Source organism: Pseudomonas pohangensis (assembly GCF_900105995.1).
GTDB lineage: Bacteria > Pseudomonadota > Gammaproteobacteria > Pseudomonadales > Pseudomonadaceae > Aquipseudomonas > Aquipseudomonas pohangensis.
In genome coordinates, this window is sequence record NZ_LT629785.1 from 1,503,450 (window position 1) to 1,523,105 (window position 19,656).

Annotated in this window: 13 protein-coding genes; 12 read left to right on the plus strand and 1 reads right to left on the minus strand. The window is 55.5% G+C overall.

Annotation, left to right across the window (positions count from 1 at the left end):
* Positions 1-114: 114 nt before the first annotated feature.
* Complete coding sequence (locus BLT89_RS07030; protein ID WP_090193755.1) at positions 115-1,140, plus strand: AraC family transcriptional regulator; 1,026 nt, start codon at positions 115-117, stop codon at positions 1,138-1,140.
* A 63-nt stretch (positions 1,141-1,203) separates the two neighbouring features.
* On the opposite strand, the gene BLT89_RS07035 is transcribed toward BLT89_RS07030, so the two are convergent.
* On the minus strand, positions 1,204-2,214 hold the full coding sequence (locus BLT89_RS07035; RefSeq protein WP_090193756.1) for an AraC family transcriptional regulator: 1,011 nt from the start codon (positions 2,212-2,214) through the stop codon (positions 1,204-1,206).
* Between the two features lie 163 nt (positions 2,215-2,377).
* On the opposite strand from BLT89_RS07035, the gene BLT89_RS07040 reads away from it, so the two are divergent.
* The 11 genes from BLT89_RS07040 (at position 2,378) to BLT89_RS07090 (ending at position 19,595) form a co-directional block, all read left to right on the plus strand.
* A complete protein-coding gene (locus tag BLT89_RS07040) occupies positions 2,378-4,045 on the plus strand; it encodes an AMP-binding protein (RefSeq protein ID WP_090193757.1) in 1,668 nt (555 codons plus the stop codon).
* 294 nt (positions 4,046-4,339) lie between these two features.
* The gene (locus BLT89_RS07045; RefSeq protein ID WP_090193758.1) at positions 4,340-5,458 is read left to right on the plus strand and encodes a phosphotransferase family protein; all 1,119 of its coding nucleotides are present in this window, start codon (positions 4,340-4,342) and stop codon (positions 5,456-5,458) included.
* Between the two features lie 891 nt (positions 5,459-6,349).
* The gene (locus BLT89_RS07050) at positions 6,350-8,197 is read left to right on the plus strand and encodes a DUF1302 domain-containing protein (protein ID WP_090193759.1); all 1,848 of its coding nucleotides are present in this window, start codon (positions 6,350-6,352) and stop codon (positions 8,195-8,197) included.
* A 39-nt stretch (positions 8,198-8,236) separates the two neighbouring features.
* Positions 8,237-9,607 carry a DUF1329 domain-containing protein gene (locus BLT89_RS07055; RefSeq protein WP_090193760.1) on the plus strand — a complete coding sequence of 457 codons (1,371 nt, stop codon included), beginning with the start codon at positions 8,237-8,239 and terminating at the stop codon, positions 9,605-9,607.
* Positions 9,608-10,350: 743 nt separating this feature from the next.
* The gene (locus tag BLT89_RS07060; protein ID WP_090193761.1) at positions 10,351-11,271 is read left to right on the plus strand and encodes a DUF7065 domain-containing protein; all 921 of its coding nucleotides are present in this window, start codon (positions 10,351-10,353) and stop codon (positions 11,269-11,271) included.
* A gap of 64 nt (positions 11,272-11,335) precedes the next feature.
* Entirely contained in the window at positions 11,336-12,358 is a 1,023-nt protein-coding gene (locus BLT89_RS07065) for an AraC family transcriptional regulator (protein ID WP_090193763.1), read from the plus strand.
* Between the two features lie 490 nt (positions 12,359-12,848).
* On the plus strand, positions 12,849-14,057 hold the full coding sequence (locus BLT89_RS07070) for an acetyl-CoA C-acetyltransferase (RefSeq protein ID WP_090193764.1): 1,209 nt from the start codon (positions 12,849-12,851) through the stop codon (positions 14,055-14,057).
* Between the two features lie 164 nt (positions 14,058-14,221).
* Positions 14,222-16,369 carry a 3-hydroxyacyl-CoA dehydrogenase NAD-binding domain-containing protein gene (locus BLT89_RS07075; protein ID WP_408003067.1) on the plus strand — a complete coding sequence of 716 codons (2,148 nt, stop codon included), beginning with the start codon at positions 14,222-14,224 and terminating at the stop codon, positions 16,367-16,369.
* Positions 16,370-16,428: 59 nt separating this feature from the next.
* Positions 16,429-17,589, plus strand: a complete 1,161-nt coding sequence (locus tag BLT89_RS07080) for an acyl-CoA dehydrogenase family protein (RefSeq protein WP_090193767.1) — start codon at positions 16,429-16,431, stop codon at positions 17,587-17,589.
* 15 nt (positions 17,590-17,604) lie between these two features.
* Complete coding sequence (locus tag BLT89_RS07085; protein WP_090193768.1) at positions 17,605-18,375, plus strand: SDR family NAD(P)-dependent oxidoreductase; 771 nt, start codon at positions 17,605-17,607, stop codon at positions 18,373-18,375.
* A gap of 83 nt (positions 18,376-18,458) precedes the next feature.
* Positions 18,459-19,595, plus strand: coding sequence for a CaiB/BaiF CoA transferase family protein (locus tag BLT89_RS07090; protein ID WP_090193769.1), 1,137 nt, complete (start codon positions 18,459-18,461; stop codon positions 19,593-19,595).
* Positions 19,596-19,656: the final 61 nt, after the last annotated feature.

The window sequence follows — 19,656 nt, forward strand, 5'->3', positions numbered from 1 at the left end:
TGTGCCTGGCACCGTTTTTTCAGTAATCCGTGATGCTGAGTCTGCAAAATTGTTTAGTAATGTTTTTTGTTTTATGGGACATTTTTCGATTAAAGGTATTTGCAGAGGCATTGCATGGTGCGTAGCCAGACATTGATTCGGGCGGCGGCATTGAGTGGTTTTTCTGAGTTGGCGGATTCGTTTGGGCTTGCGCCTGAGGTGTTGTTAGGCGAGGCAGGTATTGATCCCGGCTGGTTGGCTGATCCCGACTATCGCATTCCCGTTCGATCGGTTTGCCAGTTGCTGGAACGCTCGGCGCTTCTGGCTGCGGCCCCTGATTTTGGCTTGCGCCTTTCCGAGCACACAAACTTGCAGCGCTTGGGCTGGCTGGGTTTTTTGACGCACGGCAAAGCCACAGTTGGCGAGGCATTTCTTGCGACGACGCGTTACCAGCACCTGCACAACGAGGCCTCCAATATCTGGCTGGATAACACGGCCGGTGGTGCATTGATTCGTGTTGAATTTTTCACCGCCGCGCAGATGTCTATGCGGCAGATGACGGAAATGACCATCGGGGTGATTCTGCTTAATTTCCGGGATCAGATTGATCCGCGCTGGGCGCCCCGGCTGGTGTGCTTTCGCCATGTTGTTCCCGGCCTTACTGAGCGTTATCAGCAGCTGCTTGGCGCTCGAGTGCAGTTTGGCGCGGATTACGACGGGATACTGTTTGATGCCGCCGACTTTGCGCGGCCTAATGTGCTTGCCCGGAAGTCTGACGGTGAGTTTGTCAGGCAGATGCAGGAAGCCGGCACATTGCCTAACGAGCAGAACATCGTCGACCTTACCCAGCAGCTCATTTGTACCTTGTTGCCCAATGAGACCTGCACGAGCAGCGTTGTAGCTGACGCGCTGAGTATAAGTCGGCGTACGCTGCATCGGCAGTTGTTGCAGCACAAGGTTAATTTTTCCTCGCTGCTTGAGGGGGTGCGCAGAGAGTTGGCTACCCGGCATATTGCCCAGGCTAATCGACCACTTGGAGAGGTTGCCTCTTTGCTGGGGTTTCGCTCGCAGTCAGATTTTTCAAACTGGTTTCGTCATCATTTTTCAGTATCCCCCTCGGCGTGGCGCAAGCAGGCCAGAGCAAGTGCCTCAATCGCCTAGCGCGACAATCCCGGCCAGACCCAGCAAGCGCTACCTGGTCGCTGGGTCAGCTGTTTTTCATGCTCAGGAGAGTTTTCTGTAGGCCAGCGGGGTTAGCCCGGTCCACTTCCTGAAGGCGCGGATAAAGGTGCTGGCCTCGGAGAAGCCAAGCAGGAAGGCGATGTCTTCAATGCTCTTGTGCTTGCTGGTGATAAAGAAAATCGCCACATCCCGGCGGGTGTCGTCCTTGAGTTGCTGGAAGGAATAGCCGTCCTTGCTCAAATGCCGGCGCAGGGTTTGTTCGGTCAGTCCAAGATATTCGGCGGCCTGCTCCATCAGGGGGTTGCCATTGCCTTCACGAAATAGATTTTCCATCCACAGGCGTACCCGGATATGCACGGATTTGCTTTGCCTGGGCTGGGTGAGTAGTTGAATGTGTGGCTTGTCCAGCAGCTTTGCCAGATCGGGTTTTGCTCTGTGGCAACCGAGCTCCAGGGTCTGCCGGCTGAAGTGGATTGCATTGCGCGACTGATTAAAGCTGACCGGGGCGCCATAGAAAATCAGGCGGTACTCTTCGCTGAAATCGGGTTCCGGGTATGCCAACTCCACCTTTTCGATGGGCAGAAACTCGTTGGCCAGCCAACATTGCAGGCGGTGTGCGGTACTTAACTGGGTTTCAATAATGTAATGGCTGGTTACCCCGGCACGCTTTTGGCAGTCGATGGCCAGATAGCCCCCTGAATCGGTAAAGCAGGTTTGGGCCTTGAGGCTGTTATCGAGCAGGTTGCAGCAGTCGCGCCACAAGCTCATCGATTCCTGGATGGTGTCACAGGTCATGCATGTACGGGCAAGCAGGCTGAAGCTGCCGAAGGGTTGCGGTTTTGCCAGTAATCCATAGCCCTCATCCGCCAGCAGCTGGGTGATGCTGTAGCAAAGCTCGGCAAAGGCTAATGTCGATATTCGAAGCTTTGGATTGGTTAGGAGGTGGGGGGGCAGGCCTTGTGCTCTGAGGATTTCTATCGGGTCGTAGCCCTTTAAAATAGCGCCCTCCAATAAGCCTTTGACAAAAATAGGGGCAATGGTAACTGCTTGCATGGTGATCAATTGCCTTGAATTTTCGAAGAGACTGGTTTTGTAAATGTAAGTTAATGCCTATTTGTTTGATTGTCTATGCCATGGCTGGATGAGTGCTGCCTTGGCAATCTGTGACTCGTTTGTGCGTCCCGACGGGACTATACAATTACAAGAGAGGCATTCGATGACCCATCACGCTGATATCAACGACGCGGTGCGCAAAACCACAAATCCAAAAAGCCCGCTGCAAATGTTCTATCACTGGGAGTCGACGACCCCCCATCAGGTGTATCTGCGTCAGCCGAAAAACCTGGAATGGACCGAGTACACCTGGTCACAGGTAGGTGATGCCGTGCGGCGACTGGCATCTTTTCTGCGCAGTCTGGAACTGCCAGCAGCCAGTCGTATTGCAATCTGGTCATCCAACAGCAAGGACTGGCCGATTGTCGACCTGGCCATCATGCTTGCCGGACATATCAGCGTGCCGCTTTACCCGGGCCAAGACATTCCTTCGGCCCGTTACATCCTGGAGCACAGCGAAGCAGCGCTGATTTTTGTCGGCGCCTTTGATCTGTATGAGCAGGCGGATCAGGCCATTCCAGCTTCCGTGCCGCGGGTTGCCATGCTCGGCTGCAAGGTGCCTTGTCAGTATTCGGTTGAGGATATTCTGGAAACTTTCCCGCCCTTTACGGAATCACCCGAACCGCTGCCGGGTGACACTCTCACCATCATTTATACCTCCGGTACCACGGGCAACCCTAAGGGTGTCGAGCATGCCCATAGCACGCCCGGCTATACCTTGCCTGACCTGATTGAGGGTGGACGTATGGTGGTCGGCAATACGCGCTTTTTTTCCTTTTTGCCCATGGCGCATGCCGGCGAACGCATCATTGTCGAGATGGCATCGTTGTACTGCAATGGACAGGTTTCATTCAGTGAGGGATTGGCTACCTTTGCCGATGAGCTGCGCTCGGTTCAGCCGCACATATTCTTCTCGGTGCCGCGCCTGTGGATCAAGTTCAAGGAAGGGATTGACGCGAAAATCCCGCCTGCGGCACAGGCCAGCCTGTCGCCGGAGATGAAGGCCGGCATTATTCACAACCTGGGGCTGAGCGAGGCTCGTTGCGTTATCACCGGAGCGGCACCCTGCCCACCGACGGTTCAAAACTGGTTCATTGATCTCGGGGTGATCTTGCGCGATGGTTACGGCATGACCGAGAACTTCATCCACGGCTGCTTCTGGACCCATAACGATCACCCCAAGCCCGGCTGTGTCGGTCGCCAGGGGTCTGAAGTCGAGATGAAACTGTCGGATGCCGGGGAAGTGCTGTTCCGCAGCAAAGGTCTGATGAAGGGTTATTACAAGGAACCGGAAAAGACCGCTGAAGTTATCGTCGATGGTTGGTATCACACCGGCGATTCCGGGCGCATCGACGAAGATGGCTGCTTATGGGTAACCGGACGCATCAGTGAAGTATTCAAGACCAGCAAGGGCAAGTTTGTTCGTCCTACCGACCTGGAAAGCCGCTTTGGACGCTGCCCGCTGTTGTCCCAGTATTGCGTGCTGGGCCACGGCCTGGATCAGCCAGCGGTGCTGGTCAGTTTGTCCGAGTCGGGCCTGAGCCTTGACCGGGAAGCGCTGCAGGAAGAGCTGGGGCGTGTTCTTGATGTAATCAACTCCGAACTGCCGCCATGGGAGCGCATGCCGCAGATGTTTGTCACCAAACAGGAGTGGAGCATCGCCAATGGCCTGCTGACCCCGACGATGAAACTGCGTCGCAAGCAGATCGAAGCGCGCTATCGGCCCTGGATCGAAAGCAACCTGAAGCAGGGGCAGGTGATTTTCGAGTAACTTTGCAGAAGCAATAAGCTCAGGGCAGCGTAATGCTGCTCACTGCAGCGAGCGGCCTTCCGGCCTTCCGGCTATCAGGGTAGCGGGTCTGTATTATCTTCGCTGCCCAGGGTCTTTATGGTCCTGGGCGGTGATCCGAATAAGCCCGCGGATACCCGCCCTCAACTTCGACAATCGTCGTCCGGTTGCCGAGCCTGGTTTGGCCACCCCGATCAACTCAAAGACCTATTGCAACATTCTGCTAGGCCACCTGTTTGATTACGCTCTGTCTAATCAATACCGACAGGTGCTCTCATGCTCGATACCACAGCTCCCAAACTGGCTCTGAATGAAGAGACCTTTCTCTCGCCGCAATGGCTCAGTGCGGCCCTTCGTTCTACCAGGCTCCTGCCGGCTAACAACTCTGTGTCTCAGGTAAGGCCAGAGCGGTTGAGTGGCGGATTGATGGCCAATACTTATATTTTGCACCTGAGCTATCTCGAGCAAGACGATGCGTTACCGGCATCAATTGTCGCCAAATTTCCCTCGTCTAACCCGGATAGCCGCGCTGCCGGCAAGGAGATGTTGGCTTACGAGCGAGAAGTGAAATTCTATAAAGAGATATCAGCTCGGCTGTCCATCAAAGTCCCTGCGCTCTATTACGCCGATATTGATACAGACACGGGAAATTTTGCGCTGCTGATCGAGCATCTGGATCAGGCACGTGTGGTTACATCGGGTGATTGTAATTTCACACAACTCAAGGCATCGATCAGGGAGCTGGCCAAACTGCACGCTGACACTTGGAACCGCAAGGGTCTGCCTGTAGCACCCTGGATACTTGCTTTTGACGATGCAGGCTACCAGCAGCAGTACCTGAGCTGGAGCCGGTTGGGCTTGAACATCATGCTCGGGGCGCAGGGCGTAGATAAACCCGAGTATTTTGAAGCCGTCAGCGAAGGGGTTATCAACTGCCTAAAGGCTTGGCCCGAGTATCTGGCAAGTCACAGCTGCCTGATTCACTGTGATTATCGTCTGTCCAACCTTCTGTATCAGGGTGATTCAGAGTCTGTTGCTGTCGACTGGCAGACACTGCATATCGGCAACCCGGGGTTTGATACCTTTTACTTTATTCACAGCAGCCAGGTGAGTGATGAGGAGGGGCTTGAACTATTGCGTGCTTATTATGATGTTCTCAGTGCGCAACTGGGCGACAGCTACAGTTGGGATGCGTGCCTGGAAGATTATTATCTGGGCGTCATCTACGCCGCTTTTATGGTTATGGTTACCACCTTCGGTGTGGGTGCCAACAGTTTGTCAGAAGTGGCCAAAGCGCAAATATTTTCTATTGTGCCTGTATATTGGGGATTCATTGAGCGCCATAAAATTATTGATCGCTTTATGGCTCTTGAGCTTGAAGGTTGTAGTGCATAAAAAGTTTTAGCGTGGGTATTCATATATTCAAGTGCGCACTCGGTTTCTGTTTGACTAAATAGACTCCGCCTCAATTACAAGGAAAGCATGCTTGCTCGCTGTGCCTGCTGTTTGTAGCGCAGTGTAATTATTGCTTTTCTTGTTGTTGTCAAGTGCAGTCGCCAACAAGATCCGGACACTGGATTAAGTTTTCTCTCAGCAATTGCCGGTGGCTTCCTTTCATTGAATTGATGTGCAGGGGGCCAGTTGTGTCTGCGCGCCAGGCAGTGGCAGCGGCCATGGTTTCAGGCATGGCTGATCTCCCCGGGCCAGAACTGGCCAGGCATCGAAACATCGGACGCAGCAGTCAACAGGCTGCATTCAGTCAGGTTGTTCAATCTGGGCTTGCTTGTTGCCATTGCCCTTGCAGCTTATGCGGAATCAAGGCGTTAACAGCCCCGCGGATGACCGTTTGGCACAAGTTATTGGCCAATTGCAGCATGGGTACTGGTCGGTAAGTTCATTAGATTTACTTCATTACTGGCGACTGAAGTGGATCGCATTGCGTGGCTGATTGCAGTTGACCGGTGCGCCATAGAACAGCAGCCGGTACTCCTCGCTGAAGTCAGGCTTCGGGGGCGTTAGTTCCACCTTGGCGATCGGTAGAACCCGTTGGCCAACCAGAAGTGCATGCGCTGCGCGCTGGTTAAATGGGTTTCTAGATTTTCCAATCTGTGCGCCGTTTTTGAGCGCTGCAGTAAAGATCTGGCAATCGGAATGTTTGTGCTTCAGGGCGAACTAACGGATGCCATTTTGGCCGGCGCAACAGGCCAGCAAAGTTGAACTTGATCCGGTCATGTCGATTGGGTGAAGGCTGTTTGTAAACAACAATAATAAAGGGTCTAAAGTGCTATGAAGAAAACTAACGCTATATACGTCATGCGGCGGGGAGCGCTGGCAACAGCTGTGCTCGCCGCGATCTGGAATGCTCCGCTACAGGCATTTGAACTGGATACCGGTAATCCGGATCTGGTGGTGCGCTTTGATAACACGGTGCGGTTGAATTACGCGCAACGGGTAGAGTCGGCCAACTCGAAACTTGCCGCGTCCTATAACGGCAACGACGGTGACAACAACTTCTCGTCAGGCTCGCCGGTTTCCCAGCGGGCGGACCTGCTCACCGAGTTTGATGTGGTTTATCAGGGCAACAAAGGTTTTCGGGTGTCTACCGCCAGTTGGTACGACGCTGCTTATGAAAATGTCGGCAATAACAGCAGCATTTCATCCAACCAGCTGAAAAACGGCCGTACGACCAATCATGGTCTGAGCAATTATGCCGATCGTTATTACAACGGCCCGTCCGGCGAAATTCTCGATGCCTTCGTATTTGCCGGCACCGAGTTTGATAACAACATGGTTCTCAACGGCAAGTTCGGGCAAACCACCAACTACTGGGGTGAAGCGCTGTTCAATATCACGCAGGGCAACAGTTTTGGTCAGGGCGGTGTGGACTTGGGCAAGGCCTTGGCCGTGCCCGGTACCGAAGCCAAAGAGCTGTTTATTCCTCGCAAGCAGATCTATGGCACCTTGCTGGTCAATCAGGAACTGACTTTCGGTGCGCAATATTTCTTCGGTTGGGACAACTCGCGACTGGCTGCATCCGGTACCTATCTGAGTGCCAACGACCCGGTGCAGGCAGATAACCTGGGGCTGGTGGTTGGAGCCAATCCGCTTGCGGGCAGCGGTGCCCCCTTCTGCGACCCGGTGCTGGATTGTAACTCGTCACTCTGGCTGCGCGACGAACATGTGTTCAAACCGCAGAAATCCGGCGACTACGGCCTGATGGCCAAGTGGAGTCCCGAGTGGCTGGACGGCACGTTGAGCGCGTTCTACCGGGAAACTTCGGATTTGCTGCCCTATCTGGCAATAAATGTCGATGCGGCTGCGTTCGGTAATCCGGCCAATCTCAATAGCGGCAATATTGGCAGCTATAACGAGTACTACGCCGACGATATCAAGTTGTACGGCCTCAGCTTGTCAAAAAACATCGGCAGCGTTTCCGTCGGCTGGGATCTGAACTACCGCACCAACATGCCGCTACGCAGCGTGGCCGCAACTATCGATGCGGCAGCAGCGGCAGCAGGGCTGCCTGGTTATATTGCTGCGGCACCCACCGGCACGGGGGAAATTCCGGGGTCGCGTGGTGACACCATTCACTCGGTGCTCAACGGTCTTCAGCTGTATGGCGATTCTCCGTTATGGGACGCTGCTTCCCTGGCGGTCGAGCTGGGCTACGACCATATCGTTTCGGTCGATAGCAAGAATGAGAATCTCTACAAGGGGTCTTCCTGGTACCGCGGGAAAGACAAGGTCACGCCTAACTACTGGTCGTTCCAGGGTTCCTTCACGCCCACCTGGTACCAGGTTTTCCCCAGCGTCGATCTGTCCATGCCGATGGTCTATGGCGTTGGTCTGGATGGTGTGTCCGCCACCACCACTGGCGGCAGTGAAAATGCCGGCACTTACTCGGTTGGCATCTCGGCCGATGTCTACAACAAATACACCTTTGACCTGAAGTACGTCGATTACTTCGGTCCGTTCGACACCTGCGAGAACGGCCTGACCGACGGGAATGCTCCCGATGCAGCGGCCGGCGGGGCCTACACCTGCACGCCGGGTCAGGTTACCAACTATGCCGACTCCAACCCGGCACTTAAAGACCGCGGCATGCTTACCGCGACCTTCAAGACCTCTTTCTGAACCAAGCCGCGTTGATAACTCAATTTAGAGAACAATAAAATGAAGACTGTACAACGTTTTTTAGCTGCTGCACTGACGGTGACCATGGCCGGTGGAGCACACGCCGGAGTATCGCCGGAACAGGCTGCCCAACTGGGTCAGTCGCTGACCATGCTGGGTGCGGAAAAAGCCGCAAACACGGCAGGTACCATCCCTGAGTTTACCGGTGGTTTACCCATTGATACGGCACCGCCAGGCTACAAGCCGGGTGACGGCATTCGTCCTGATCCGTTTGCTGCGGAAAAGCCGCGCCTGGTGATCGACAGCAAGAACATGGCAGAACACAAGGAACAGCTCACGGCGGTTACCCAAGAGCTGATGTTGCGCTTTCCAGACTTCCGTATAGACGTCTATCCAACCCACCGCTCGGCAACCATTCCCAAGGCATACCTCGACAACACGCTACTCAATGCCACGGGGGCTAGAAGTGTGGACGAGGGGATGGGGCTGGAAAACACCCTGCCAGGTACGCCGTTTCCGATTCCACAAACGGGTGCCGAGGTCATGTGGAACCACCTGCTGCGCTACGCGGGTCAGGCGCAGTTGGCAAAATATGATTCCTGGAACGTTGACTCTTCCGGCACACAAGTGCTGGCAACTACCGGTTTGGCGACATTTCAGTACCCTTTGAACGATCCGGCCCATATCAATACGCCAAGCTCGCCTACCGAGGTGCGGAATATGTTGAAGGTGGAATACACCGCTCCGGTGCGCCGGGTGGGTGAAGCCATCTTGGTGTATGACTCGGTCAACCCGATCAAAGCACCCCGCAAAGCCTGGCAATACCTTCCCGGGCAGCGTCGGGTGAAGTTGGCGCCGGATATCTGCTGTGATGCGCCGAACCCGGGCACGGTGGGTGCCAGTACTTACGATGATGCCTTCGTGTTCAACGGTGCCATGGATCGTTACGACTGGAAACTGCTTGGCAAGAAGGAAATGTACGTTCCGTATAACGACTACAAACTGATCTTTGCGAAAGAGCCGAGCAAAGTTCTGGGGCGCAATTTCCTTGAACCGGAATACGTGCGCTGGGAGTTGCATCGGGTCTGGGTAGTTGAAGCCACGTTGAAGCCGGGCAAGCGTCACATCTATACCCGCCGCACGTTTTATATCGATGAGGACAGCTGGGTGGCTGTTGCATCTGACGAGTACGATGCTAATGGCGGGCTGTTTCGTGGCACATATGCCTACATGGCGCCACTCTGGGATGTGCAGGTGCCCATCGCTAACAGCTACGCGACCTACGACCTGATTGGTGGGGTCTATAACATGTCAGGCCTGTTTGGCCCGTACTTTGGTATCAAGGACATCGGCAGTCTGAGCAGTACGCAGTGGTCGCCGCAGTCGTTGGCTGGTTCGGGAATTCGTTGATCGGCGATTGAGCATGGCATTCACTTGCCGGATTGCAGGCGAAAATCTGTTCCGGCAAGTGAGCTTTAAAGTCGTGGGTTTGTATAGGTTTTGACTGGCCGCAGTGCGTGTTTGCGCAGCTACTCACTGATGGCCCCGCAAGTGCGCAGCGGAGTGAATATTAAAGTTTCGCAGCCAACGTCAGCACCCGGACTTTCTGCGTTTAGTTGAAGTTGGGTTGTTCGGCCAAGACCTGCGAAGCGGGTACCTGCCAGTAATTACTCCGATGCGCATCGGCATCATCCACTTGCAAGAAAATTGGCCCGGCTTGACCGGGCATTTTTTTTGCTACGTTTTCGTAGTCTGTCCAATACGACCTGGCTCAAGTCCAGTCCGGTGACTGAAGGGTTGCCACGAGCACTTACGTCGCAAGTTACTTTCTTAGCCGGCCATCGTCCGCTGACAGAGCGCTTAGCCGGTCTGGCTAATCGGCAAATAGCCCGGTTCATCGGGGGTGAGCAGATCCGGAGTTGAGCAAGAGCTGTTGCACAGCGGGGGCGGCTCCGGTCAGCGGCAATACTCGAGAAGAACACTCGGCAAGCATATTGCCATTGCAGTTGCCTGCCTCGGCTACTGCGGAATCAGTGCCTTAACAGCCTCGCCAGTGACCGTCTGGCACAGATACTTGGCCAACTACAGCATGGGTATTGCTGGGTAAATTCATTAGATTCAATTTTTCACTGACTATCAGACAAGGCAATTCTATGTTGACCGATCACGATGAATTTCTGCATCTGGGCTATCCAAAGGGCAGTCAAGCCCCATGGAAAGAAAACTACTATTTTAATTTTTGTGACCGCAAGGCCAACGCGCTGGGCATAATTCATGCCTCACTGCAGCGTGACAAAGGTGTCCTGACCATACGTACACATCAGGTGCTTGATGGTAAGCAATTCAACTACGTGAATACCCTTGCCTGGCCACCCGGGGTGGGTGCTCGCTCTGAACAGGTGGTGTTGACCGACGGCGCACTCGGCATTGAGGTGCTGGAGCCTTTTAACGCTCATCGCATTCAGCTGACGCATGACGAGCTTTCAATGACGCTTAATTACCGCAAGCGCTTTGAGGCCTTTGATTACCCTGACGCCCATTCTCCTGCGGAGGGTTTGCCAGAGGCCGACAAGGCTATGGACGTCAAGCACTACGAGCAGGGAATGACCGTGGAAGGCACGATTGACTTCAACGGTAAACGGTATGAGATCAACTGCTTGGGTCATAGAGATCACACGTGGGGGTTTCGCGATGAGTCCGGTTTGCGCGGTTGGAACTGGGTGGCCATGCAAGGGGAGAACTCCTCGATCAACCTGACCCAGGTGCGCAGGCGGGATTGGGCCAATACTGAAATGGGTTTTATCTCGTACACCGATAAAGCCCTGGCGGTTACCGCAGTGGAGGTTGCAGATATTCGTTACAACGAACTGCAAGAACCTGTCGTTACGCGCTATGCGGTGACGCTGGAGGACGATAGTCGCTTGCACATTACCGCTACGCGTTTCACCCGGATGTTTTTGGACGACCCCAAAAGAAACGGCGTTATTTTCCACGAGAATTTCTCTGAATTCGTGATCGAGGAAACCGGGGAGAAGGGCGTCGGTGTTGATGAACACATGCTGCTAGTAAAGTAGGTCGCAGGGCTGGTCACTTGGGATAGCGCCCAGGCATTTTTTACACTATTGCGTTGGGGTTGGAATGCTGCTCACCAATAAATTGCTCGCGCGATCACTAAGCCTTGTTTCTCTTATGGTGAAACGGCTACAGGGGCAGGCCTCCACTGCCCAGCTCCTTGCGGGGAGCGACATCAGCGAGCAGATGCTTTGCGACGCCAGCAGCCTGATCAATGCCGAGCAAGAGTGCCAGGTATTCAGCAATGCCCAGCGACATATTGCCGACCCTCTCTGGGGGCTGGAGTTAGGCTGCAAGCTCAATCAGCACCTGTCACAGCTGGGTGTGTATGGTTTCACTCTTTTGAGCGCGCCGACCCTGCGTGATGCCCTGAGCTTTTCCGCTTGGGGAAACCATCTAACCAGCACTATCTACTTTTACACCCTGCACGAAGACGCAGCTTCTGCGCGTCTAACCCTTTCCCCCAAGTATGATCACAGTGATTGCTTACAGCTGCGCGTTGATACTGAAATGTCTTCCGTGGTGCAAACAATGCGAGTGTTGTCTGTAAAACCTATCGCGTTCGATAGAGTGCAGCTAATGCACGGCGGCGTGGAGCACAGGCAAAGATATCAAGATTTTTTTGGCTGCCCAGTGGATTTTAACCAACCCTGCAACAGCTTTACTTTCGACAAGAGAGTGCTCGATCAGGCGTTATTTCATGGTGATCAGGATACCTTTGACGCCTGCAAGCTGCGCAGCCAGCGCAATATCGAGGAGCTGGAGTGCACGCAGCATCCGACCTCCGCGTTTGTTAAAACCCTGGTGCGCCGGAGCAATGACTATGATCTCACTCCGAATGAAGTCGCCTCGCAGCTGAACATTAGCCCGAGAACCTTGAGGCGAAAGTTGCAGCAGGAAGGCAATAGCTTGCAAGGGCTTATCTCGCACGCCCGTATGAGCGACGCCATTGAGCTTCTGATCAACAGCAAGCGATCCGTTGAGGACATCGCCTTGTCTTTGTCCTATTCCGATGCGAGCGCCTTTACCCACGCGTTTAAACGCTGGACAGGTGTGTCGCCCTCCCACTATCGCGACAACACCCCCTGAAGCGCCTAAGCATTAATTTGTTGTGCGTAGAAGTTCCGCGTGCGGCCTTGATCGGTTCAGCGTTCCTGTGGGCGCGGGCAGGCATACCCAACTGCTTGCCGGCGTGGCGTGGTGTTGCCCGTCATTCGTAGAACTCATTCCCGGCGACTTGGGCGTGCGATAGCCGCGTGCCGAAAAGGCCAAATGTCGGTATTCGCAGCACTGGATTAGTCGGAAGCCTGGCTGTTAGATCTTGTGCGCCAAGCTTTGGTTAGGACTGAAACCCCTTTAAACAGGGTGTTTCAGCGGTGTAGTCGCAAGTTCAGGAGAGGTTTTTCAGCGCTTTTGTTGTGGGCGCGCACCTTGGGTTTTTGGCTTGGCTAATTGCGTAAATGTAAGTTAATGCCTGTTTATTTGATTGCCTATGCCATGGTTGGATCAACCCTGGCTTGGCAATCTGTGCCTCGTTCTTGTGTCCCGCCGGGACTTTCAATCACATGAGAGGCATACGATGACCCATCACGCTTATATATATGACGCGGTGCGCACTCCCCGCAGCAAAGGCAAGAAAGACGGCAGCCTCTACGAGGTCAAGCCCATCGATCTGGGGGCTGGTCTGCTCAATGGGCTACAGGCACGGCATGATCTGGATACCTCCTATGTCGATGACGTGGTCATGGGTTGCGTTGGCCCGGTGGGTGAGCAGGGCTCCGATGTGGCCAAGATGATTGTGCAAAATGCCGGCTGGCATGAGTCGGTTGCCGGTGTGCAGCTGGACCGCTTCTGCGCCTCGGGCCTTGAGGCCGTCAATATTGCCGCACAGAAAATCGCTTCGGGTTGGGAAGATCTGGTGGTGGCTGGTGGTATCGAATGCATGTCGCGGGTGCCTATGGGTTCCAACGGCGGCGCCATGGCCGGCGATGCGGCGTTTCAGCTGAAAACCGGTTTTGTACCGCAGGGTATCGGCGCCGATGTTATTGCCAACCTCGATGGCTACAGCCGTGAAGACGTCGATGCATTCGCCTTGGCCTCACAACAGCGTGCAGCTTTTGCCCGCGACAACGGCTACTTCGATCGCTCGGTGCTGCCGGTACTGGACAAGAATGGCCTGACCATCCTTGCCAAGGATGACTTCATCAAGCCGGATACCAGCATGGAAGGCCTGGGCAAGCTCAAGGCGTCTTTCGAGGCTATGGGTGGCTACGGCTTTGACGACATCATCCTGAGAAAATACAACACCCTGGACAAGGTGACCCACGTTCACACCCCGGGCAACTCCTCCGGGATTGTCGATGGTGCTTCTGCCGTGCTGATCGGTAGTGAAAAGGCCGGCAAGGATCTGGGCTTGACCCCGCGCGGTCGTATCGTGTCCACGGCCGTTTTGTCCACTTGCCCGATCATCATGCTGGCCGGGCCGGCTCCCGCCGCCAAAAAGGCGTTGGAAAAAGCTGGTCTGAAGGCTTCCGATATCGACCTGTGGGAAATCAACGAAGCGTTCGCCTCGGTGGCCCTGCGCTACATGAAAGAGCTGGGCATCAGCCACGAAATTACCAACGTCAATGGTGGTTCTATCGCCATGGGGCACCCGTTGGGCGCGACCGGCGGCATGCTGGTCAGCATCATGCTGGATGAGCTGGAACGCCGTGGTTTGAAGCGCGCCATGCTGTCGCTGTGTGTCGGTGGCGGCATGGGCATATCCACCATCATCGAGCGCATCTAATGGTCTCTGCGGCTAGTTCACTTGGTTAGTTTCGGCGTTCGAGACCCTGCTGCGTAGCCACCCCTCGTCGCAGAACCTCGGACATCCGAACACGGGTTAACCAACTAGTCGCACAGTCCATCAAGCGTTACGGCTTCACCCTTACGACCGAATTCAGGAAGTGCATCATGAGTGTATTCAAGTACGAAAAAGACGCCGACGGCATTGTTACCATCACCATGGATATGACCGGCCCGGTCAATGCCATGAACGCAGAGTTCCGTGACGCCATGGGCGCAACGGTTGACCGTCTGGAAGCCGAACAAGGCTTGAGCGGCGTGGTCTTTGCCTCGGCCAAGAAAGTGTTTTTTGCCGGCGGTGACCTCAAAGAGTTGCTGGCTTTCAAGAAGGGCGAAGAAGCTAACTTCATGGGCATGCTCGATACCATGAAGTCGTTTTTCCGCAAGCTGGAAAAACTGCCGGTGCCTGTGGTTTCAGCCATCAATGGTGCTGCTTTGGGCGGCGGCTATGAGCTGTGCCTGGCGACCAATTACCGTTTGGCGTGGAACGACAAGTCGGTACAGATCGGCTTGCCGGAAGTCACCCTTGGATTGCTGCCAGGCGGCGGTGGCGTAGTGCGTTTGGTCAATTTGCTCGGCTTGCAAGCCGCGCTGCCATACCTGCTTGAGGGCAAAAAGGTTACGCCGGAAGCCGCTCTGAAAGCCGGCATGATTGACGAGGTGGTTGATTCGCTGGAGCAGCTGCTGCCGCGTGCCAAGGCTTATATCCTGGCCAACAAAGGCAACCAAGACGCGGCGATACAGCCTTGGGACAAGAAGGACTTCCGTATCCCCGGCGGCAACGCCAGCTCACCTAAACTGGCCCAGGTGCTGATGGGTGCGCCCGCCATGCTCGCGCAAAAAACCCGTGGTTTGCTGCCTGCGCCCGAGCAGATTCTGGATTGCGCGATCGAAGCCGCGCGACTGGACTTTGAAGCCGCACAGCGTATTGAAACTCGTGGCCTGACCTACCTGGTTGGTACGCCCGAAGCCAAGAACCTGATCACCACCTTCTTCTTCCAGATGAACAAGGTAAACAGTGGCGCTTCACGGCCTAAAGATGTTGCTCCGCAGCTGACCAAAAAGGTCGGTGTACTGGGCGCCGGCATGATGGGCCAGGGCATCGCCTACGTGTCGGCCATGGCCGGTATCGAAGTGATCCTCAAGGATATCAGCGTCGAAGCGGCAGAGAAGGGCAAAGCCTATTCCGAGAAGTTGCTGGACAAGGCGATGGCGCGTGGCCGCATGAGCCCCGAGAAAAAAGCCCAGGTGCTGGGACTGATCAAGCCCACCGCCGATAACGCAGACCTGCAAGGCTGCGATCTGATTATCGAGGCCGTGTTCGAAAACATAGCGTTGAAGAACAAGATTACCAGCAGCACCGAGCAGTACCTGTGCGAGGGCGGCATCTGGGGTTCCAACACCTCGACCTTGCCGATCACTCAGCTGGCCGAGGCTGCCAGCAAGCCGGAAAACTTTATCGGCGTGCACTTCTTCTCGCCGGTGGACAAGATGCCGCTGGTTGAACTCATCTGTGGTGAGAAAACCAGTGACATCGCGCTGGCCAAGGCCTTCGACTATGCGCGGCAGATCAAGAAAACCCCGATCGTGGTCAACGACTCGCTGGGCTTCTTCACCTCGCGTACCTTCGGCACCTATTTTGATGAGGGTGCACGCATGGTGGTTGAGGGCGTTGCGCCGATTAAGGTCGACAACCTGGGCAAGGCCATCGGCATGCCGGTTGGGCCACTGACTGTGCATGACGAAGTCAGTCAGGAGTTGAGCCGCAAGGCGATGGAAACCTGGGCTGAAATGGGTGTTACCGACAAGTGGGGCGAGCAGGACGCACTGCGCGAGGTTGTTGATTTCCTCGTCGTGCAGAACGGTCGTGGCGGCCGCCACCACAATGGCGGTTACTTCGATTATCGCGATGGCAACAAGACGCTCTGGGCCGGTGTGGTAGAGAAGTTCTACAAGGCCGATGTCTGCATGCCCGACCAGGACATCAAGGATCGTCTGCTGTTCCGTCAGGTGATTGAAACCCTCAAGTGCCTGCAGACCAACGTGTTGCGCACGGTCGCCGACGGCAACATCGGTTCCATCATGGGTATCGGCGCGCCGATCTGGACCGGTGGCTTCCTGCAGTTCGTCAACACCTATGGTCTGGAGCGCTTCCAGACCCGTTGTGGCGAGCTGGCCGCGCAGTATGGCGAGCGCTTTGCCTGCCCGGAAATCGTTGCGCAGAAGATCGCTGCGGGCGAAACCTTCGTCTAAGGCTGTCTTTTAGTCCCGCCCTTTGCCGGGCGGGCTCTTTGTTCATGCAGGAGTGAGTCGTGAGAAATTTTACTGAAGAGCAGAATATGTTTCGCGATGCCTATCGCAAGTTTCTGGAGGCGGAAATTGCACCGAACATTGAGATGTGGCGCGAGCAAAACATTGTTGATCGCTCTGCGTTCAAGAAGGCCGGTGATCTGGGCTTTCTGATGATCTGGCCGGACGAGCAATACGGCGGGATGGGCGACAAGGACTTCCGCTTTGAACAGATCATCATCGAGGAGACCGTGCGCCAGGGTTGTGCCGAGTGGTTCAACACCCTGCACAGCCGTCTGGTCGGGCCGTACATCCAGCATTTTGGTAATGATGAGCAGAAGCGCCGCTTCCTGCCGGGCTGTGTCAGTGGCGAAAAAATTCTGGCCATTGCCATGACCGAGCCGGATGCCGGCAGCGACCTCGCGGGCATGCGCACCACGCTGAAAGAAGAGGGCGATCATTTCGTTCTGCACGGCTCGAAAACCTATATTTCCAACGGCATCAATGCCGACTACATCATTGTGGCGGGCAAGTCCGATCCGGCGAACAATCCACATGCCATGACCCTGTGTGTGGTCGAGCGCGGCATGCCAGGTTTCGAACGTGGCCGCAACCTCGACAAGATGGGCATGAAAGCCCAGGACACCGCCGAACTGTTTTTCTCGAACGTCAAAATCCCCAAGGAAAACATTCTCGGTGAGCCGGGCAGGGGCTTTATCTACCTGATGCAGGGGCTGGCCGAAGAGCGGTTGATTGCCGCCGTGGGCTCGGTATCCAGTGCGCGTCGGGCGTTCAACCTGACCCGTGACTTCGTGATGGAGCGCAAGGTATTCGGCAAGCCGTTGGCGGCCATGCAGAACACCCAGTTCAAGATGGCCGAAATGGATGCCGAGATCGCGGTGCTGGAGGTCTTTGTCGACCATCTGGTCGCGCTGCACAACGTGGGCCAGCTCAACGTCAATATGGCCGCCAAGGCCAAACTGCAAACCACTGAAGTCGAGTGGAAGATGCTCGACCTGGGTGTGCAGTTGCATGGCGGTGCCGGCTACATGAAGGAATACCCGATCTGCAACATGTTCACCGATGCGCGGGTCAATCGCATTCTTGCGGGCAGTTCGGAAATTATGAAGCTGATCATCAGTCGCGACATTTTCTCCGAGAAATACCGCAGCAACCTGGATTGAGATAAGGATCAAGTAATGGATATCAAAGGTAAAGTTGCCATCGTTACCGGTGGTGCATCAGGCTTGGGCGAAGCAACGGTACGGCGCTACGTTGCCCTTGGCGCCAAGGTTGCCATCTTCGACATGAACGACGAGCGTGGCAACGCCCTGGCTGCCGAACTGGGCGATGCGGTTATCTATCAAGACGTCAATGTAACCAGCGAAGACGCCGTGCAGGCGGCTCTGGATGTGGTGCTTGAGCGCTTTGGTGCGGTACACATTTGCAATAACTTTGCCGGTGTTGGCAGCGCGGTTAAAACCGTGGGCAGGGACGGCGCATTTCCGCTGAATATCTTCAAGACAGTGGTCGATATCAACCTGGTGGGTACCTTCAATGTGCTGCGCCTGGCGGCATTGCAGATGTCCAGGCAGGAGCCGGTTACCGAGGATGGCAGCCGTGGTGTGATCATCAATACGGCCTCCATTGCAGCATATGAGGGGCAGGTTGGTCAGGCCGCCTACAGTGCGTCCAAAGGTGGCGTGGTCGGCATGACCTTGCCCATCGCGCGCGATCTGGCCCAGTACGGTATCCGGGTCAACACCATTGTTCCTGGCTTGATTCACACACCGCTGTTTGATGCCCTGCCAGAAGCTGCCTATGAAAGTCTGTCGCGCAGCCCGTTGTTCCCGCAACGCCTGGGCCGCGCGGAAGAGATCGCGCACTTGTCGCAGTTCATCGTCGAGAACGATTACACCAACGGTGAATGCATCCGTATGGATGCCGGTATCCGGATGCAGCCCAAGTAAGCCAAGCGTATGCGACCGGGCTACGCGTAGCCCGGATATTGCGCCATCAGCTTTTTCATTTATCAAGCAACGAAGGTGAACCCATGGGGCCTCTGGCTGGTATCAAAATCATTGAAATGAAGGGTATTGGCCCAGGCCCCTATGCGGGTCAACTGCTGGCCGATCTGGGCGCTGAGGTGATCGTCGTCGAGCGCGCTTCCAAGCCCAATTCGATTGCGCCGCCATCGGCGCTGGATGTGAACTCGCGCGGCAAGCGCAGCATCGCCCTGGACCTGCGCAAACCGCAGGGCATCGAGGCCTTGATGCAGCTGGTGGAAAGCGCCGATGTGATCTTTGAAGGCAATCGTCCGGGAGTCGCCGAGCGGTTGGGCTTCGGCCCTGATGTATGCCTGCAGCGTAACCCCAGAATTATCTATGGACGGATGACCGGCTGGGGGCAAACCGGGCCGCTCGCGCACGCCGCTGGCCATGACTACAACTACATCTCCCTGACCGGCGTCGCTGCTGCCATCGGCACCAAGGCAGAGCCATTGCCACCGCTGAATCTGGTGGGCGACTTTGCCGGGGGCAGTCTGTTCCTCGTGGTCGGCATTCTTGCTGCGTTGCTGGAAGTGCAGAAGTCCGGACAGGGACAAGTGATCGATACCGCCATTACCGATTGTTCCGCGCACCTGATGAGTTTGTTCTACACCATGAACAAGCTCGGTGCCTGGTCTACCGCCCGTGAAAGCAACATGCTTGATGGTGGTGTGCCGTGGTACGGCGCTTACGCAACGGCCGATGGCAAGCATCTGTCGGTAGGGCCCATCGAGCCACAGTTTTTTGCGCAGATGATTGAGAAGGCCGGTCTGCCCGAGCACTTTGTGCAGGACCAGCACAACCCGAAAAAATGGCCCGAACTGAAAGCGGCTTTTAGCGCAACGTTCAAGTCAAAAACCCGCGCGCAATGGGTCGAGATTTTCGAGGGTAGTGATGCCTGTGTTGCGGGCATTCTCGACTTCAAGGAAGCCATTGAGCATCCGCACAACAAAGCCCGTGGCACCTACGTTGAAATCAACGGCCATTACCAGCCCGCGCCAGCCCCGAAATTCAGCCGTAGCCAGTGTCCAACTCCGGCAGCCCCGTCTGCTGAAGGTGCCGACACGCGAGCGGTCCTGGCTGACTGGGGCTTCGCTGCCAGCCGTATCGATGCGCTGGACAAAGACGGCATATTGAGCTGAGTGCAGCATCCACCGATGCGCTGTTTAGCGCGCATCGACAGCCTGAATTTTACGAGAGACA

What these genes read in the sequence shown, in the direction of transcription:
- BLT89_RS07030 (WP_090193755.1), top strand. Translation starts at nt 115, where the DNA reads ATGGTGCGTAGCCAGACATTGATTCGGGCGGCGGCATTGAGTGGTTTT.
- BLT89_RS07035 (WP_090193756.1), bottom strand. Translation starts at nt 2,214, where the DNA reads ATGCAAGCAGTTACCATTGCCCCTATTTTTGTCAAAGGCTTATTGGAG.
- BLT89_RS07040 (WP_090193757.1), top strand. Translation starts at nt 2,378, where the DNA reads ATGACCCATCACGCTGATATCAACGACGCGGTGCGCAAAACCACAAAT.
- BLT89_RS07045 (WP_090193758.1), top strand. Translation starts at nt 4,340, where the DNA reads ATGCTCGATACCACAGCTCCCAAACTGGCTCTGAATGAAGAGACCTTT.
- BLT89_RS07050 (WP_090193759.1), top strand. Translation starts at nt 6,350, where the DNA reads ATGAAGAAAACTAACGCTATATACGTCATGCGGCGGGGAGCGCTGGCA.
- BLT89_RS07055 (WP_090193760.1), top strand. Translation starts at nt 8,237, where the DNA reads ATGAAGACTGTACAACGTTTTTTAGCTGCTGCACTGACGGTGACCATG.
- BLT89_RS07060 (WP_090193761.1), top strand. Translation starts at nt 10,351, where the DNA reads ATGTTGACCGATCACGATGAATTTCTGCATCTGGGCTATCCAAAGGGC.
- BLT89_RS07065 (WP_090193763.1), top strand. Translation starts at nt 11,336, where the DNA reads ATGCTGCTCACCAATAAATTGCTCGCGCGATCACTAAGCCTTGTTTCT.
- BLT89_RS07070 (WP_090193764.1), top strand. Translation starts at nt 12,849, where the DNA reads ATGACCCATCACGCTTATATATATGACGCGGTGCGCACTCCCCGCAGC.
- BLT89_RS07085 (WP_090193768.1), top strand. Translation starts at nt 17,605, where the DNA reads ATGGATATCAAAGGTAAAGTTGCCATCGTTACCGGTGGTGCATCAGGC.
- BLT89_RS07090 (WP_090193769.1), top strand. Translation starts at nt 18,459, where the DNA reads ATGGGGCCTCTGGCTGGTATCAAAATCATTGAAATGAAGGGTATTGGC.